We start from the raw sequence: 17,477 nt of genomic DNA, 5'->3' as shown, positions 1-17,477 counted from the left end.
GCTCTCCAGTTATCAACCTATCACACGGGATTTGACAAGGGCCCCAGATTTGAAAAGGGCCTCAGTCTCGCTTTCCGAAAGACCGAAGCGTGCCAGCACCGTCGCCGCCTGACAATCGTGATCGGCCGGCATGGCGGCAAGCGTCGGCCGGGAGCGCGAAAAGCGCGGCGCTGGGGCGGGGCGCTCAAGCGCACCCGACTTCAAGAAGGCGTTGCGAGCGCGATTGTGCGGATGATCCCTGGCTTCCCGCAGCGACAAGACCGGTGCGACGCAAGCATCGGTCGCAGCAAAGAGACGGTCCCAGTCGTCCCGTGACTTTTGCCCGACCCGATCGACAATGGCGGCCCGCATCTGCGGCCACAAATACCTGTCGTATTGGCCGCGTACAAAAATCTGGTCGAGCGGCAGCAGTCTTGCGAATTCGGCGAAGAACCGGGGCTCAAGGCAGCCGACGGCGACGTGCCGTGCGTCCGCGGTCTCATAGATGTCGTAAAAGGGCGCGCCGGAATCGAGCAGGTTCGTGCCACGCGTGTCACTCCACAGGCCCGCCGCCATCAGGGCGTGCACAGGTGTCGCCAGCATTGAAGCGCCCTCGGTCATCGCGGCGTCGATCACCTGACCCTTGCCGGAGCGCGAGCGCTCAAACAGGGCGGCCAGTGCGCCGGCGACCAGCATCATGGCGCCGCCGCCGTAGTCGGCGACAAGATTGAGCGGTGGGACCGGCCGGCCGCCTTGCTGGCCGATGGCATGCAGCACACCCGAGTAGGCGAGGTAGGTGATGTCGTGGCCGGCACGTCCCGATAGCGGACCGTCCTGACCGAAACCCGTCACGCGGCCGTAGATCAGGGCCGGATTGCGCGCCAGAACCGCACCCGGCCCGAGACCAAGCCGCTCCATGACATCGGGACGAAACCCTTCGACCAGCATGTCGGCCTTTTCGGCAAGGCGCAGCACCAGTTCGGCGCCTTCCCAGCGCTTCAGGTCAATCCGCAGGATGGAGCGGCCGTGACAGTCGATGTCGTATTCGTCCGGTAGCGCCAGAAACGGCTGGCTCGATCCAGCCCGCTCGATGCGCAGCACCTCGGCGCCCATCTCCGACAGCATCAGGCCGGCCAGCGGCACCGGTCCAAGCCCGGCCATCTCGATCACCGTCAGGCCGGCGAGCGGGCCAGTCTTCGCCTGAAGGGCGACTTCGGCACTCATGGTCGGCTACTTCGGCGCCATGCGGATGGCGCCATCGAGGCGGATGGTCTCGCCGTTGAGCATCTGGTTTTCGATGATATGCAGCACAAGGGCTGCATATTCGGAAGGCTCGCCGAGACGGGACGGGAAGGGCACCGCGGCGCCGAGCGTATCCTGCACCTCTTGCGGCATGCCGGCCATCATCGGCGTCTTGAAGATGCCGGGCGCGATGGTGCAGACGCGAATGCCCGACCGGGCAAGATCGCGCGCCACCGGCAGCGTCATGCCGACGACGCCGCCTTTGGAGGCTGAATAGGCCGCCTGGCCGATCTGACCGTCATAGGCGGCGACCGATGCCGTGTTGACGATGACGCCGCGCTCGCCGCCCTCCAGCGGCTCAAGCTTCGCGGCCCGGTCGGCGACGAGGCGGATCATGTTGAAGGTGCCGATCAAATTGACCTCGATCACCTTGCGGTATTGGTCGAGCGGGTGCGGACCGTCCTTGCCGATCGTCTTCATGCCGATGGCGATGCCGGCGCAATTGACCAGGATACGGGGTTCACCGAACTTTTTTACCACTTCTGCCACTGAAGCAGCACCGCCGTCGGCGCTGCTTACGTCGCATTGGATGGCGATGCCGCCGATATCGGCCGCGATCTTCGCCGCACGCTCGATGCCGAGGTCGAGGATGGCAACGCCGGCGCCCTTTGCGGCCAGTGCACGTGCCGTCGCTTCTCCGAGGCCGGAGCCGCCACCGGTGACGATCGCAATCTGGCCGTTCGGGTTCATGTCGGCGTCCTCCATCTAAAGCGCGTCGAACTGAACGGACTCAATCGAAGCGCTTTAAATCTCTGTTTTTATTGCATCTCGTTACCCAAAACCGCTGCGCACTTTTGGGCGACATGCACCATCGGCAACATGCTACGAAGCCTGACAGTATGGCGCAACAGCATCCGGATGGTCACGCCATCGCGGCGATTTGCGCGGCAATCCTTGCCTGATCGGCGTGGCAAACCTCCCCCACCAGCCGTGCCATCGCGCCCGGCACGATCTCATGCGACAACAGCCGGTCAGGATCGACCGGGCGCGGCATGGAGATTTGCCCACGCGGGATTCTCTTGAAGCCGAGCGGGCCGTAATAGGGCTCGTCGCCGACAAGCATCACCGCCGGCATACCGGCCTTGGCGGCGGCCTCCAGCGCGATCGCCACCAGCCGGCGGCCAATGCCGAGATTCTTGTAGGCCGGCCGCACGGCAAGCGGTCCGAGCATCAGCGCGCGGCCGGCGCCGGCCGCGATGCGCGTCATGCGCACAGAGGCGACGACGATATCGCCATCGACGGCCACGAAGGACAGAGCGCGTTCATGCGGGCCGCCCTCACGGATCTTGTAGGCGCCCAGCACGAAACGGCCCGGCCCGAAGGCTTCGTCGTTGATGGTTTCGATTTCGGGGTCATGCGCCGGAGTTTCCGGCAGGTATTTCACGTCGGCAAGGCTCATGGTCTTTGCGTTCCGGGTAGACGGGGAAAGGTTTGCTGCAAACGGCAGCGTTCGCCAGTCAGCGCTTCATCAAGCGCGGGCGCCCTTTCGTCGTCGGTCGAACCGGATCAAGGCAAAGTCAAGCATGCGGATTTTCCGCTAGCACCAATCTTCAGCCACTGCAATCGGCCGTTTGCTGCCGCCATTCGTTTGCCGCCTTCGTTTGCCGTCATTCGTCTGCCGCACCGGGCGATTGACGAACTGTTCAACGCCTGGCGATTTCCGCATCGTCGGTTTGTGCCTACATCCCTACGAAGAGGAAAGGACATCACATGGGATTGCTGGTCGACGGCAAATGGCAGGACAGCGGGTACGACACCAAGGCGAGCGACGGCGAATTCGTGCGGGCGCAGTCGCGATGGCGCGACTGGGTCACGGTTGACGGCAGGCCCGCCGAAGGCCGCACGCGCGGCTTCAAGGCCGAGCCGGGCCGCTACCATCTCTATGTCTCGCTTGCCTGTCCCTGGGCGCACCGGACGCTGATCTTTCGGGCACTGAAAAAGCTCGAGGACGTGATTTCCGTCTCGGTCGTCCATCATTTCATGGGCGCCAACGGCTGGACCTTCGTGGCCGAGGACGGCGCCACCGGCGATACGCTCTACGGCCTCGACTTCCTGCATCAGATCTACACCAAGACCGATCCCGCCTATTCCGGCCGCGTGACGGTGCCGGTTCTGTGGGACAGGCGAGAACAGACAATCGTCTGCAACGAGTCCTCCGAGATCATTCGGATGCTCAATTCAGCCTTCGACAAATGGGGCGATGCCAGCCTCGATTTTTATCCGAAAGCACTGCGCGGCGAAATCGACGCGGTCAACGCTCTGGTCTATCCATCAGTCAACAACGGTGTCTATCGCGCCGGCTTCGCCACCACGCAAGCGGCCTATGAGAAAGCGTTTGGCGAACTGTTCGCGGCGCTCGACCAGCTCGAGGATCGCCTATCTCGCCAGCGTTATCTCGTCGGTGACCGCATCACCGAGGCCGATTGGCGGCTGTTCACCACGCTGGTCCGCTTCGACCCGGTCTATGTCGGCCATTTCAAGTGCAACCTGCGCCGCATCGCCGACTATCCGAACCTGTCGAACTATCTGCGCGACCTCTACCAGGTCCCGGGCGTGGCCGGCACGGTGAGCCTGCACCACATCAAGGCGCACTATTACGGCAGCCACGCAACGATCAACCCGACGCACATCGTGCCGGTCGGGCCGGAACTGGACTACGCGGCGCCGCATGATCGGGCGCGGTTCAGGAAGGCAGCGTGATCTACCAGAAGGGCGATGCCGCCGCGCCGCTGAAAATCTCGGCAATCCGCCGCAACGTGGCCGGCGTCGTTGCTTCCGGCAGGCGGTCGAGCGGAAAGAAGCCGGCTGCGGCGATCTCGCGGTCCGGCAGCTTCGGCGCCGTCTGATTGAACTGCTCGACCAAATAGAGGCCGACATGGTCGCGGCGGCTGGCCCGACGGTTGAAATGCATCGATTTCAGCACCGGCGGCGCGGTCAATGCAATATTGCCCTCCTCGGAGAGCTCGCGCGCCAACGCCTCGATCATCGTCTCGCCCAGCTCGACGCCCCCGCCGGGAAGCTGCCAGCCCGGTACATAGGTATGGCGAATGAGGAAGACGGAACTGGACGTGCGATCGTGGATCAAGCCACGCACCCCAAGCGTCATCGGCCGCCGCAGCACGAAGTACAGATGAAACAGCCTTGCCCTGAGACCCGGCCAGCCGGTCTGGCGGAAAGCTTGCTCCGGATCGGGCCGCATCATCACCCACGAAACCGTGGGTGGAAAGCAGCGCGTGCGTCGCTTATGAAGGAGGGATGTTCAGGCTCGCGCATATTTCCGATATCCACTTGGGACCGCTTCCCGGTGTAACCTATCGCGATCTCGCCTCCAAGCGGGTGGTCGGTTACGTCAACTGGCAGCGCAATCGCCGCCGCCACATGCGCGACGCCGTCATCGACACCATCGTCGCCGATATCAAGGCGAGCGCACCCGATCACCTTGCCGTCACCGGCGATCTGGTCAATCTGGCGCTCGATGGCGAGATCGAGATGGGCAAGCACTGGCTGGAGACGCTGGGCTCCCCCGACGATGTGTCGGTCGTTCCGGGAAACCACGACGCCTATGTGCCCGGTGCTTTCGACAAGTCCTGCCGGTCGTGGACGGCGTGGATGACCGGCGACGGCGTCAATACGCCGGTCGACCGCGAAGCCTTTCCCTATCTGCGCGTGCGTGGCAACGTCGCGCTGATCGGTGTCACGACGGCGCGGGCGACGGCTCCGTTCATGGCCAACGGCTTTTTTCTGGAAGACCAGGCGGAAAGGCTGCGGGACGTGCTCGATGCCACGGCCAAACGCGGGCTGTTCCGGGTGATCATGATCCACCATCCGCCGGTGCGCGGCGCCGTTTCGCAGCCCAAGCGGCTGTTCGGCATTGCCCGCTTCCAAAAGGTCGTTCAGCGGCACGGGGCCGAGCTTGTGCTGCACGGCCATTCGCACGAGCCGACGCTGTTCTCGATCAATGGGCGCGGCGCCAAAATTCCAGTGGTCGGCGTCGCTGCCGCAGGGCAGGCGCCAGGCGGCAGGCGTCCAGCGGCGCAATATAATCTGCTGGAGATCGATGGTGAAATAGGCAACTGGCGGCTCAGGCTGACGCGACGTGGCCTGACCGGGCCGGCCATCCCGCCTGCCGATCTGGAGGTTGTGGAGCTTGGCGCGGACGCTATGGCGTGAAACTCAGTCCCATCGCAACGAGGCGGTCCCAGAACAACACGATCGATACCGCCAGCCCGACCAGGGCGCCGGCAGCGATCAGGCCGAGACCGGAGAGAAAGGCTGACCAACGTTTGCGGCGCTTGACGGATCGCAGCGGCGGCTCGGCTTCCGGGACCAAGGCACGTTTCAGGCCGGCAGCCTGCTCGACCCCGCCTTCCAGCATTCTCTGGCGTTCGATGACGCGCTCCGCGACGTAGCGCGTCACCTGATCGGCAACCGGTTTCATCTCGGTCGATTCGGCGAGCACCACGCGGCCGATGCGCGTGTCCTTGAGGAAGCGATAGGTGCGGCGGTCGCGCCCCATGGCGACATGGCTGACGGCGTCGATCCAGAGGCGCGGCTGCAGCCCGGACGAGACGGCGAAGTCGAAATTGTCCATGTCGGCGGGCACGTCGGCGAAGACCGCCGCGAGTTCGGCGGCAAGCAATTCGAGCCGCATGCGATGCGCTTCGCGCATGTCGACCACGACGTCGTCGCGGTCGGCGAAAGCGTTTTTCACGTCGCGGATGGCGTCCGACAATTTTCGCGACTCATCGGCCTGGCTTATGGTCTCGGCTGCATCCTTCATCGGCGTTGCCTCGCGTTTGGTTAACACCGAATTAACACAGTCGTTGGCAAAATGCAGCAAAATGCGCTTGCGAGATCGATAGGCGGCTTGCAAAATCCGGCCCGAAGCCGCGCTTTGACAGGGATCAGCCCGCTGCGGGAGCGGAGTTTGGACGAAGCGGCCTGCTGCGGCGTTTCATGTTGCGGCGGACGATCTCGGCGATCAGGCCGGGCGCTTCCTCGACCAGCATATGGCCGGCCTCCGACACGTGGTGCAGGTGGAAATGCGCCGGCAGACCATCGGCCTGGCTGAAGGGCAGCACCGCGTCATCGGTCCCCCAGACCACAATCACCGGCATATCCAGTGTTTCGAGCCGTTCGTGCGGGATGACGCCCTGCCGATCGTCCCTGGTCATGGCGGCTGCGATCTCGACAAGTTTGTGCGACTGGCCGGGACGCGCGCGCATTGCGCCAAGCACATCCACGATGCGCTCCGAGGGCGGGCTTTGCGGTCCGGACATGGCGGCGAGGCAGGCGCGAATTTCACTTTTGCCGGCTGCCGCTGCGTAACGGCGCAACAGCGGGCCATTGATCTCAGTGCCAAACCCGCCCGGCGCCAGAAGCGTCAGCGAGGCTATCCTTGCGGGTTCGGCCAGTGCCATCAGCACAGCCGCCGCCCCGCCCATCGAATGGCCGACGAGATGCACCCTCCTGATTCTGCGAGCGGCGATGTCTGCAAGAACAGCCCGGGCGGCTGTCCTGGCCGGGCCGCCACCCGGGAAATCGAGGGACAGCCCATGGCCCGGAAGATCGTAGGCCAGCGTCCGTGAACCAGGTGCCAGTGTCGAAATCACCTCGTGCCAGTCGCCGTGGCAACCGCCGAAGCCATGCAGAAAGACAACCGTCTTCGGGCCGGCGCCCCGTTCGGCAACGTAAAGCGATGAAATCATGAAATACTATGGTTTTATGCGAATTCGGATGTGGCTGGATTGTGTCTTGTACCAAGTTTTTCGCGATCGGCCGTGCTGGTCGGAAGGACTAGCTGGCATTGCCGAGCCCGGCGGCACGCAAAGCCTCGACCAGCCGCTCGGTCAGATCGGCGGGGTATTTCCGCTCGACAAAAGCCGCGCGCGGATCGGCAGCGAATTTCGGGAACTTGACCGTCAACTCGTCCAAAAGTTCGTGCGCCAGATGATTGCGACCGGCGGCCTTGGCAGTGATCAGCCGCGCAGCCAGATAGTGCGATTTCGTCGGCGTCGCTTGCAGCGCATCGCTGGCAAGCGCGGCCTTGTTCATATCGCCAGCCATGAACTGGCCGACGAAAAGCCCGTAATCCCACCAGGTCGGATGGGCGCTGGAGGTTTCGGCGGCGTGAGCAAGGATCGGTGTTCCCTCCCTGTACCTGCCGGCGAAAATCAGCCCGTAGGCATAAGCTGCCGCCATGCTGAGGTCGTAAGGGTTGAGTTCGTAGGCCTTGCGCATCCAGCGGATCGATTCCTCCGAATTGCCGAGGCGGGAATTGAGATAGCCATAGGCACGGTGGGCATAGGGGCTGGTCGGCCCCATCTGCACGGCGCGACGGGCCAGCGACATCGCCTGTTCGATCGTTGCGCCGGCTGGATAGGCGTAGTGATCTGTGCCCGCCTCGAGATGCAGGGTCGCCAGCTCCGAAAAGACGAGCGACGATTTCGCATCCCGATCGACCAGGATTTCGAGGCAGCGATAGGCAGCCTCATGGGTTTTGGCGCCCTGGTCGAGATAGTATTTGTCGTTGAGCAGCAGACATTCGGTCAGGCCGGTCTGAAGGCCGTTCTGTTCGATATAGTTGTAGATCGCGCCCGGAGCCGGAACGGCCGAACTCAAAATGCCGGCGACACTGTCCTCGACGGTGGAGGGTGTGCTGTCGGCGGCAGTCAAGTTGCGTGACAGCAGCACCCGGCCGGTCGCCACGCTTTGAAGCTCCAGGGTGACATCGCCTGCCGTTGGTCCCGGCAAGACATCGAACACGAAGCTGATCGCATCGGCGACAGGATCGGGCGGGCCGTCAGCATCGCGACCGATGAAGGTGACCGTGTCGAAGCGGCTGAGGCCGGCGCGCAGCGATGCGGCGACGCGGGCAGCCTCGGCACTGTTGGTTTTCACCGCAATGTAGACGAGCGGAAGGCTTTCAGCCGGAGCCCATGGCGCAATGCTGCCGGTTGCCACCGCATTTTCAATCGTCGGCGCGGCATCGCTTCCCGCCAGCAATGCGCTGCTTCCCTGACGAAGGATCAGCACCCCCAGCATGGCGATGACCAGAGCGATCGCCAGCCAGAAGAACTGGAGATGACGCAGCAGCGAGGGTGCCGGCTGGCGAACGACGGGGGACGATGCGGCAGGTGCGGCCATGACGGGTTCTTCGGGCGATTCCGGCAAGGTGGCCGCCGCTTCGACGTGTTCCGCCGACGCCGGCTCGACCGGCAGGCGGATCGCGTTGAGTTCATAGGATGGAACATAGCCGCCACGCGGAATGGCAATGCGGATCGGCTCGGCAACACCCTCATTGGCAAAGTAATGCTGCAGAAGCTCGCGCAGCCTGCCCGCCTGCACCCGCACCACGGCGTCGGTCGACGGATCGAAATCGCCGTCCTTGCCGAAAACATCCATCGCGATGGAAAAGCCCTTGAGCTTGTCGGCTTCGCCTGCCTGCTCGCGCTCGACCAGATAGCGAAGCAGCTTACGCGCTCGTTCGGATCTCCCGAACGTTTCGCTGGCTAGCAATCGCTCCAGCGTCTCGCGCACTGCGGGGGCGGCAGGCGTGGCATGCTGCAAGTGTCGATCCTCTCGAAGTCGGCACAGGTTAAGACGCAATCATATAGCGCCTGCACTGCCATACAAGCATGCATCCATTATGCGATCGCGTACCCCACCGGATAATATTCCGGTGGTTAATGGCGCGAAAGACTGGAGCAGGATGATACCATCCGGGGTCATCTTGCTCCAGCTCAGCTCCTCTAGTCGGCCTTTCCGCCGACGATGCGATTGGCGGCGGAAACCACGGCTTCCAGCGAAGCGGCGACGATATTGGTGTTGATGCCGGCGCCGAACAGCTTGCCGCCCGGATGCTCCATCTCGACATAGGAGATGGCCGAGGCATTCGAGCCGCGCTGCATGGAGTGCTCCGAATAGTCGAGCACCGACATCGGCACGCCGACATGGCGCGACAGCGCGTCGACAAAGCCGTCGATCGGGCCGGTTCCGGAGCCTGAAATCGTCACCTCCTTGCCGCTGTCGAGGATGATCGCCTCCACCGCGCGCCGCCCCTTGATCTCGATGTCGGGATAAGTGTGGTGGTCGAGGAATTTCAGCCGCGCGTCGGGCTGATCGACGTAGGTTTCGAGAAAGCGCTCGTAGATGCGCTTGGCCGGCACCTCCTTGCCTTCGGCGTCGGTGATCGCCTGGATCGCTTGACTGAACTCGATCTGCAGGTTGCGCGGCAGATTGAGGCCGTAGTCCGCCTGCAGCACATAGGCGATGCCGCCCTTGCCGGACTGCGAGTTGATGCGGATGATCGCCTCGTAGTTGCGCCCGACATCGGCCGGGTCGATCGGCAGATAGGGCACTTCCCAGTACGGCGTGTTGGCCTTGCGCAACGCCTTCATGCCCTTGTTGATGGCATCCTGGTGCGAGCCGGAAAAGGCGGTGTAGACGAGCTCGCCGACATAGGGATGGCGCTCGGGGATCTTCAACTGGTTCGAATATTCGTAGACGTCCTTCATCCGGTTGATGTCGGAGCAGTCGAGCTCGGGATCGACGCCTTGCGTGTACATGTTGAGCGCCAGCGTGACGATGTCGACATTGCCGGTGCGCTCGCCATTGCCGAACAGCGTGCCTTCGACGCGGTCCGCGCCCGCCATCAGGCCGAGTTCGGTGGTGGCGATCCCGGTGCCGCGGTCATTGTGCGGATGCAGCGAAATGAGCAGGTTCTCGCGGTTGTCGAGATTGCGGCACATCCATTCGATGCGATCGGCATAGATGTTGGGTGTCGACATCTCGACCGTGGACGGCAGGTTGATGATCAGCTTGTTTTCCGGCGTCGGCTTCATGATTTCGGTGACGGCGTTGCAGATTTCCAACGCCACTTCGAGCTCGGTGCCGGTAAAGCTCTCCGGCGAATATTCGAAACGATAGAAGCCGCCGGCCTTCGCTGCCATGTCGGTGATCATCTTGGCCGCATCGGTGGCGATCCGCCTGATGCCGGCGACGTCCTTCTCGAAGACGACGCGGCGCTGCAGTTCGCTGGTCGAATTGTAGAAATGCACGATCGGGTTGGTGGCGCCCTGCAGCGCCTCGAAAGTGCGGGTGATCAGTTCCGGCCGGCACTGCACCAGCACCTGCAGCGAGACATCGTCTGATACATTGCCCTCTTCGATGCACCAGCGGGCGAAATCGAAGTCGGTCTGCGAGGCCGACGGGAAACCGATCTCGATCTCCTTGAAGCCCATGTCGAGGAGCAGGGCGAACATGCGCGCCTTGCGCTCGTGGCCCATCGGATCGATCAGCGCCTGGTTGCCGTCGCGCAGGTCGACCGAGCACCAGATCGGGGCCTTGTCGATGACTTTCGAAGGCCACACGCGGTCGGTGAGACCGACGGTCGGGTAGGGTTGGTATTTGCGGGCTGCCTCCGGCATGCCCCGGGCTGCCCCCGGCATGGCCCGGGCATCCTGGCCCATCTCCCCGCTGTCTGAGCGGATCTCTTCTCGTGCGTTCATTGTCGTCTCTCCCGGCGGCTCGCGGGATCCGCCTTCAGGCGGATTTGGTGCCGAGCGGCGCCTTTACCAGATGTTCATTCGCTAGATGTGACTTGCCAATTTTGAGACTGGCCAAGGAGCATGCGCGTGAGCGGCGGTTCGACCGCCGGGCGCTCCTTCAGCGAACCCGGCGATCGCCGATAAGGCCGAGCAGCAGCAGAGCGGAAGCAAGCGCGCGCACGGTCTCGCCAGCAAAGCCGGTCTGACGGGAAGCGACGGAGGTGGCGCGGTTGGTCATGGCGGTTTTCATACAGGAGCAGCCAAAGCGAGGCAAGTGGGGCCGAACGACAGTGTCGTAAGCAGATGAGTTGTCCGGATTAGGTAGCACGTGAGTTGTCCGATTTTATCACCAGCGCATGGAGGCTGGGGATGAAACGGACAGCATGGCAACCCGGCGTCGAACACTCGCCGTCCACAGCAACATCGGCCGTCTCTCGATCGAACCTGGCGCCGACTGGAACAAAAAACGTTCCTGCGTTGTTCTCCAACCGTCCCGATGTTCGAAGGGGCTGGGTTATACGCCGGCCAGAGGCGATCCTTGCGGCAGGCGCTCGGCGGGCACGCAAAGCCAAGGGATGGCGAGGCAAATGGATCCTGACGATCTCAATACAGAACGGATCGTCACTGTGTTCGGCGGGACAGGTTTTCTCGGGCGCCGGATCGTGAAGCGGCTCCTGGAAAGGGGTTTCACGGTCCACGCCGCATCCCGCCACCCGGCTCGTGTGGGCCAGGTTTTTTCCTCGACGGCAAGGCCGCCCGAAGCCGTCGAGGCGGACATATTGGATGCGTCCTCGATCGGCACGGCCATTGACGGATCACAAGCGATCGTGAACGCCGTCAGTCTCTACGTCGAGCAGGGCGCCCAGACGTTTGAGCGCGTGCATGTGGAAGCCGCAGCTGAACTTGCCGCCGCGTCGCGCGCTGGCGAGGTCGACCGGTTCGTCCAGATTTCGGGGATCGGCTCCGATCCTCAATCGGATTCGAACTACATCAGGGCACGTGGGCGCGGAGAAGAGGCGGTGGCGGGCGCATTTCCCGGCGCCATCATTGTGCGTCCCGCCGTCATGACGGGACCTGACGACGTTTTCCTCACGACGATTGTCAGGCTGATACGTCTCTTGCCGGTTTATCCGCTGTTCGGCGATGGTGGCACACGGCTTCAGCCGGTCTATGTGGAAGACGTCGCAGACGCAGTCAGCCGGCTGATCGGCGGGCGAAACCACAAGGGCTCATCGATATTCGAATTCGGCGGCCCGCGCATCTACACCTATAAGGAAGTGCTGCGGGAGATCGCCCGACAGCTCGATACCCACATCAGGCTGATGCCGGTGCCGTTTGCGGCGTGGGACGCCTTGGCCGGCGTCGCGGAACTCCTTCCGGGAGCGCCGATAACGCGCAACCAGGTCGATCTTATGCGGCACGACAATGTGGCCGCAATCGGCGCGCCGGGCCTGAAGGAACTCGACATCGCGCCGCGCGACATCGAGGAGGTGATCCGCTTGATCGAACGGCGCGCGTGAGGCTGCTCGGGCTCGTCTCCTGCTTGGCAGGACTCTACGATCCTGCCGGGAACCTATCGCCATGCGGCGGGTTGGTCGAGTTTGAACCAATGAGGAAGAAGGAAAAGAACTATGGCCAGATGCGATCAATGCGGGAATGACTACGACAAGGCTTTCGAAGTGACGCTGGCTGAGGAAAGCTATACGTTCGACAGCTTCGAATGCGCGATCCAGAAACTTGCGCCGCTCTGCCCGCATTGCGGGTGCCGGATCATCGGACATGGTGTCGAACAAGATGACATCATCTACTGCTGCGCACATTGCGCCGCGGAGGAAGGTGCAAGCGCGCTGACCGATCGCGCGCCTTGATCGCCCGCATTCCCAGTGGCAAGCGACGGTGCCGGTCGTCGAGCCTAGCTGTCCTTCCTCGGTTTCTCGGCGACGATATTGCCGCGCTTCTTCCACTCCGAGAAGCCGCCGCGCAGGCTGCGCGCGTCAAGTCCCATCTCCTGCGCGACCTTGGCGGCGAGCAGCGAGCGCCAGCCGGACGCGCAGTAAAACACAAAGGTCCTGGGCTCGGCGAATATCGGCTTGTGGTAGGGGCTTTCCGGGTCGATCCAGAATTCGAGCATGCCGCGCGGCGCATGGAACGCGCCGGGGATCATGCCCTCGCGCTCCAGTTCCCGCGGATCCCGGATGTCGACCATGACAACGCCGTCGGGAATGGTCGCCATGTCCGCTGCCTCGACCGAGCGGACGACCGCATCGGCGTCGGCCAGAAGGTCCTTGTATCCCTTCGGCATGGTCAGCGCCCCATCGCGTAGAACTCGTCGTTCGGCCTCATGCTGGTGACGTTGGCCAGCCGGTTTGACATGGCGAAGAAGGCGGCGATGGCCGCGATGTCCCAGGCGTCCTCGTCGGTGAAGCCATGCATCTTGAGGTCCGCGATGTCCGCGTCGCCGACCTCGTAGGCGCGCGCGGAAACCTTCATGGCGAAATCGAGCATCGCCAACTGGCGCGGGGTGATGTCGGCCTTGCGGGAGTTGGTGGCCACCTGATCGGCGATCAGCGGGTTCTTTGCGCGAATGCGCAGGATCGCGCCATGGGCCACTACGCAGTACTGGCACTGATTGGCATTGCTCGTGGCCACGACGATCATCTCCCGCTCGGCCTTGGTGATCGGGCCGGGTTTGTCCATCAGCGCGTCATGATAGGCGAAGAAGGCGCGGAACTCGTCCGGCCGATGCGCAAGCACGAGGAAGACGTTGGGCACGAAGCCCGACTTCTCCTGTACGGCGAGTATCCGTTCGCGGATGTCGTCGGGAAGGCCGGCGATCTCGGGAACGGGGAAGCGGCTTATGGCGGGCGCGGTCATCTGTGTTCTCTCCCTTGCACGGCCGTCAATGCGACCAGCTTTAGGCCGTCGAAGGCTTTTCTGCGAGCCTCATGGAAGGGCTGAAGTCGGAACGGCCGCGCGCCGGCCAGGTTGAAAGGCGCCGCCCCAGGACCATGGCTGCGAAAGTCAGGAACATTGCTCGACACGGGCTTATTGGCAGGCACGGAACCGTGGTAGCAAAACCGTGACCAGCGAAAGCAACAAAAGGGCGGTTTGGCCGTTCTGATCAGCCGCACAAGCGGCGGGGTATCCGAAGACATGACTACGCCGCAAATCCTGTCGTTCGCCGTTATCTTCATAATGATGGCGGCGCTCGTATGGGGTCGGTATCGATATGATCTGGTTGCAGCCGCGGCACTGTTGTGCGCACTCGCGGTTGGCATCGTGCCTTTTGACGAGGCCTTCAGCGGGTTCAGCGACGATATCGTGATCATTGTCGGCAGTGCCCTGCTGGTGAGCGCAGGCATCGCACGCTCGGGCATCATGGAAGTCGCCATCAGGCGGTTCGCTCCGAACCTGTCGGGCGTTCGCTCGCAACTGGCGCTGCTGGTCATCGTGGTCACGATCCTGTCTGCCTTCGTAAAGAACATCGGTGCGCTCGCGATCATGATCCCGATAGCTTTCCAGTTCGCGCGCCGGTCGAGCGTTTCACCGTCGATATTCCTGATGCCTATGGCGTTCGGGTCGCTGCTCGGCGGACTCATGACGCAGGTGGGGACATCTCCCAATGTCGTTGTGTCGCGGGTGCGGGAGGAACTGACCGGCACCGCCTTCACAATGTTCGATTTTACACCTGTTGGAGCCGCCCTGGCCGCCGCCGGAACGATCTTCCTGGTGTTTTTCTATTGGCTGTTGCCGGTGCGCGAAAAGCTCGGCGGGTCGGTGAATGAAGCCATCGATATCAAGAATTACGTGACAGAGGCCCGGATTGTCCGCGATTCCACTGTGCTCGGCAAAACCGTGGCAGACCTCATGAAGCTTTCCGGCGGCGATGCTATCGTGACATCGATCCTGCGCAACCGGACCATGCGGATGACGCCACTGCCCGACGTTGTCCTCAAGATGAACGACATTCTGCTGCTCGAGGGCGACCCAGGGGCGCTGGATCGCCTCGTCTCCCAGGGCAAACTCAGCGTTACGGGCAGCAGGGCCAGCGGGGATGACACGACCGGCGAGCTGGTCGCTATCGAAGCCGTCATCGGTGAAAACTCCCCGTTGATCGGCTGGACGGCCCAGCGCCTTGCCCTCTATCACCGCTTCAATGTCAACCTCCTGGCTGTCAGCCGTCACGGCGAGCGCCCCGACCGCAGGCTGGCCGAAATCCAGCTAAGGCTGGGCGACGTCATCGTGCTGCAGGGCAATGCAGCGACGATACCCGAGATACTGCGTGAACTCGGCTGCCTGCCGCTGGCAGAAAGGGCTATCCTGCTTGGCAGCGTCCGCAAAGGTGTTGTGCCGGTAACGATCCTTGCTCTCGCCATGGTGGCGACTGCGCTCGGGCTGCTCCCGGTCTCCGTCGCTTTCTTTACGGCCGCGGTCGGGATGGTGCTTTTCAAGGTCATCCCGGTCCGGGACGTCTACCAATCGCTGGATGGGCCAATCCTCGTCATGCTCGCCGTTCTCATTCCAGTGAGCGATTCGCTGCGCAGTACGGGGGCGACAGGCATCATTGCCGGCGAGCTTGCCAAACTGGGAACCATTCTTCCGGCGCCTGGCGCCTTGATGCTCATCCTTGTCGCCGCCATGGCCGTTACGCCATTCCTCAACAATGCCGCAACCGTTCTGGTCATGGCGCCCATCGCCGCCGCGTTTGCCGGCGATCTCGGCTACCGGCCGGAAGCATTTCTGATGGCAGTCGCCATTGGCGCCGGCTGCGATTTTCTCACCCCCATCGGCCACCAGTGCAACACGCTCGTCATGGGGCCTGGCGGCTACCGTTTCAGCGACTATCCACGCCTGGGACTGCCGCTATCGTTCCTCGTCGTCATTGTTGCCGTGCCGATGCTCATGATCGTTTGGCCGATGAGCTAATATATGCTCCTCGCCATCCTCAAAAGAGGCCGAGTGTTTGCAGCAGGCTTTCGAATGTGACCTTGGGTTTCTTATCTGTTTGCCTATCCGGGTACGTATAGTCTTCGGACGACTGCTTGCGTATGTTGCTCGGGCTATAGCCGAACTGCTGCGTGAAAGCTCGACTGAAATTCGCCGCTGAATCAAAGCCGACTGCTAGACCAACTTCGGCGACCTTTCGGGTGTCGGAAGGATCCGCTAACATTGCATGAGCTGCGGATAGACGTCGTCGACGAATGTAATTCGCAACGCCGCCGGACGTTTCGAAAAGCTCATAGAGCCGTGTCCTCGAGGTCGCCAGTTGCCGGGCGAGAGCATCCGGTGTCAGGTCGGGCGAGGCAAGATTGCTCGAAATGAAGCGTCTCGCCCGCGTCATCAATCCGATTTGTGAGATCTGATCGTTGCCGTCATCGCGATCCACCAAAGGTGTAACCGCGTCGAATACCATTTGCCGCAAACGGTCCTTGATTCTAGGAAGGTCGTCTTGCGTGAAACGATCGAGATTGGCTTCAACGCTTGACATAAGATCGATCAGCAGTTTGGCCCGGTGTCCACCCAAAACGACATTGTTGCTCGCCGCCGGCAAGCTACCTCCATCGGCAAACAGATCGACGGGAACGATCAGGCTGATCGACTCTGTTGCCAGCGCCCGCCCGCTAAACGGATGCCCGAGCGAGCGGATTTCAATCATGCCCGGTTCATTTTGCGCGACACGTCCGTCAACTCCGGTCCAGGTGCGACCGGCGCGGAGAACGGTGATCTGCCAATGGTCGATTGGACTGAACCGGACCGCGTCTGGCGAGCGTTCGTAACTGAAGGCCGGAACGGTTTGTTGCAACAAAAGCATGCCGCCCAGATTCCACACCGCCTGCTGGACGACAAATCCATCCTCGGGATTCACATTGTTCGGCAGACGCGAATCCATCAATATCGCCATATGCTCCCGCCAGGCAGCAAACTGCTGGACTGGTGGAAGGATTTCCGTCTCAAAGCGCAACGACGTCAGGACGGCCTTCCCCACCTCATCCTCACCGAGTGGATCCTGCGACATGCGCGGCCAGCGGCGACGTTCGACAGATGTCGGCTCCCTGTCGTTAAGTGGGACCGTCTTATCCGACATCATTGCCTCCAGCCACGACCCGGAAGTCCGCGACGTCGCGCTGCTTCAGGAGATATGCCATGTCATCGCCATGGGGAGGAACTGACCGACCGCATAGACAACATTCCGACCCTGCCAACTTGTATGGAAGAACGACATGCGTCGTCATCTTCGAAGTGTATCGTTTATAAGAAACAAAATCATTGGCTATATTTAAGGGTCCCTGGTTGTAAAGTAGTTAATTATATCGCGCACCAAGTCAACAAAGCTTAGCCGTTAGCGGATCGATCCTGAACCGACCATGATGGGTTTCTTGGCTCGCTTCGAGATAAAGGCCTTTGGCAGCACCGATCTCGGCACAGGCAATAGAATCGCCTGAAGCCCACCGTCTCCATCAAAAAACAAATGTCTGCGGCGGTCAGCTGCAAAAATGGACGATGTGAAAAGTTTCCGGATTCCCTGATATCGCAACGTAGGAACCGGGGAGGTATTGGACATCATCAAATTCACTTGAGAAAGAAAACCTGAAGTCTCAGTGCATTCTAGACACCTACATGTCTTCATTTTAGCGCTGATGGTTAACG

Annotated in this window: 16 protein-coding genes; 5 read left to right on the top strand and 11 right to left on the bottom strand. The window is 62.2% G+C overall.

Annotation, left to right across the window (positions count from 1 at the left end):
• Positions 1-12 precede the first annotated feature (12 nt).
• The 3 genes from AC0L2Z_RS26700 to AC0L2Z_RS26690 form a co-directional block, all read right to left on the bottom strand.
• Positions 13-1,203: a CaiB/BaiF CoA transferase family protein gene (locus tag AC0L2Z_RS26700; RefSeq protein WP_473629729.1), complete on the bottom strand. Its 1,191-nt coding sequence runs from the start codon at positions 1,201-1,203 to the stop codon at positions 13-15.
• Positions 1,204-1,209: 6 nt separating this feature from the next.
• Positions 1,210-1,971 (bottom strand): 3-hydroxyacyl-CoA dehydrogenase, encoded by a 762-nt coding sequence (locus AC0L2Z_RS26695; protein ID WP_023797931.1) that lies wholly within the window; start codon positions 1,969-1,971, stop codon positions 1,210-1,212.
• A 172-nt stretch (positions 1,972-2,143) separates the two neighbouring features.
• The gene (locus AC0L2Z_RS26690) at positions 2,144-2,680 is read right to left on the bottom strand and encodes a GNAT family N-acetyltransferase (RefSeq protein ID WP_128174312.1); all 537 of its coding nucleotides are present in this window, start codon (positions 2,678-2,680) and stop codon (positions 2,144-2,146) included.
• A 311-nt stretch (positions 2,681-2,991) separates the two neighbouring features.
• On the opposite strand from AC0L2Z_RS26690, the gene AC0L2Z_RS26685 reads away from it, so the two are divergent.
• Complete coding sequence (locus AC0L2Z_RS26685) at positions 2,992-3,981, top strand: glutathione S-transferase family protein (RefSeq protein ID WP_023797929.1); 990 nt, start codon at positions 2,992-2,994, stop codon at positions 3,979-3,981.
• A gap of 1 nt (position 3,982) precedes the next feature.
• On the opposite strand, the gene AC0L2Z_RS26680 is transcribed toward AC0L2Z_RS26685, so the two are convergent.
• Positions 3,983-4,483: an NUDIX domain-containing protein gene (locus AC0L2Z_RS26680; RefSeq protein WP_031254497.1), complete on the bottom strand. Its 501-nt coding sequence runs from the start codon at positions 4,481-4,483 to the stop codon at positions 3,983-3,985.
• A 53-nt stretch (positions 4,484-4,536) separates the two neighbouring features.
• On the opposite strand from AC0L2Z_RS26680, the gene AC0L2Z_RS26675 reads away from it, so the two are divergent.
• Positions 4,537-5,451 (top strand): metallophosphoesterase family protein, encoded by a 915-nt coding sequence (locus tag AC0L2Z_RS26675; RefSeq protein ID WP_023797927.1) that lies wholly within the window; start codon positions 4,537-4,539, stop codon positions 5,449-5,451.
• On the opposite strand, the gene AC0L2Z_RS26670 is transcribed toward AC0L2Z_RS26675, so the two are convergent.
• The 4 genes from AC0L2Z_RS26670 to leuA all read right to left on the bottom strand — a co-directional run bounded on the left by AC0L2Z_RS26670 (position 5,441) and on the right by leuA (position 10,751).
• Positions 5,441-6,061 carry a hypothetical protein gene (locus AC0L2Z_RS26670; RefSeq protein WP_473629728.1) on the bottom strand — a complete coding sequence of 207 codons (621 nt, stop codon included), beginning with the start codon at positions 6,059-6,061 and terminating at the stop codon, positions 5,441-5,443. The genes AC0L2Z_RS26675 and AC0L2Z_RS26670 overlap by 11 nt on opposite strands.
• A gap of 124 nt (positions 6,062-6,185) precedes the next feature.
• Positions 6,186-6,989 (bottom strand): alpha/beta fold hydrolase, encoded by an 804-nt coding sequence (locus tag AC0L2Z_RS26665; protein ID WP_473629727.1) that lies wholly within the window; start codon positions 6,987-6,989, stop codon positions 6,186-6,188.
• Positions 6,990-7,077: 88 nt separating this feature from the next.
• A complete protein-coding gene (locus AC0L2Z_RS26660; RefSeq protein WP_473629726.1) occupies positions 7,078-8,850 on the bottom strand; it encodes a hypothetical protein in 1,773 nt (590 codons plus the stop codon).
• A gap of 182 nt (positions 8,851-9,032) precedes the next feature.
• Positions 9,033-10,751 (bottom strand): 2-isopropylmalate synthase, encoded by a 1,719-nt coding sequence (gene leuA / locus AC0L2Z_RS26655; protein WP_473629742.1) that lies wholly within the window; start codon positions 10,749-10,751, stop codon positions 9,033-9,035.
• 665 nt (positions 10,752-11,416) lie between these two features.
• Between leuA and AC0L2Z_RS26650 the strand changes: the two genes are divergently transcribed.
• Both AC0L2Z_RS26650 and AC0L2Z_RS26645 read left to right on the top strand, forming a co-directional pair.
• Entirely contained in the window at positions 11,417-12,349 is a 933-nt protein-coding gene (locus AC0L2Z_RS26650; protein WP_473629725.1) for a complex I NDUFA9 subunit family protein, read from the top strand.
• A gap of 111 nt (positions 12,350-12,460) precedes the next feature.
• On the top strand, positions 12,461-12,697 hold the full coding sequence (locus tag AC0L2Z_RS26645; RefSeq protein WP_023797920.1) for a hypothetical protein: 237 nt from the start codon (positions 12,461-12,463) through the stop codon (positions 12,695-12,697).
• A 44-nt stretch (positions 12,698-12,741) separates the two neighbouring features.
• Here the strand turns inward: AC0L2Z_RS26645 and AC0L2Z_RS26640 are convergent, their stop codons facing one another.
• Positions 12,742-13,131 (bottom strand): rhodanese-like domain-containing protein, encoded by a 390-nt coding sequence (locus AC0L2Z_RS26640; RefSeq protein WP_027150948.1) that lies wholly within the window; start codon positions 13,129-13,131, stop codon positions 12,742-12,744.
• Positions 13,132-13,133: 2 nt separating this feature from the next.
• Entirely contained in the window at positions 13,134-13,703 is a 570-nt protein-coding gene (locus AC0L2Z_RS26635; protein ID WP_473629724.1) for a peroxidase-related enzyme, read from the bottom strand.
• A gap of 279 nt (positions 13,704-13,982) precedes the next feature.
• Here AC0L2Z_RS26635 and AC0L2Z_RS26630 point away from each other — a divergent pair, with 279 nt between their 5' ends.
• Positions 13,983-15,755: an SLC13 family permease gene (locus tag AC0L2Z_RS26630; protein WP_473629723.1), complete on the top strand. Its 1,773-nt coding sequence runs from the start codon at positions 13,983-13,985 to the stop codon at positions 15,753-15,755.
• 19 nt (positions 15,756-15,774) lie between these two features.
• Here AC0L2Z_RS26630 and AC0L2Z_RS26625 read toward each other — a convergent pair whose 3' ends face one another.
• Positions 15,775-16,917, bottom strand: a complete 1,143-nt coding sequence (locus tag AC0L2Z_RS26625) for a helix-turn-helix domain-containing protein (protein ID WP_287289374.1) — start codon at positions 16,915-16,917, stop codon at positions 15,775-15,777.
• Positions 16,918-17,477 lie beyond the last annotated feature (560 nt).

The sequence above is a fragment of the Mesorhizobium sp. WSM4850 genome (assembly GCF_055811735.1).
The sequence above is the reverse complement of the archived record's forward strand: the minus strand, read 5'-3'. Positions and strand labels throughout refer to the sequence as shown.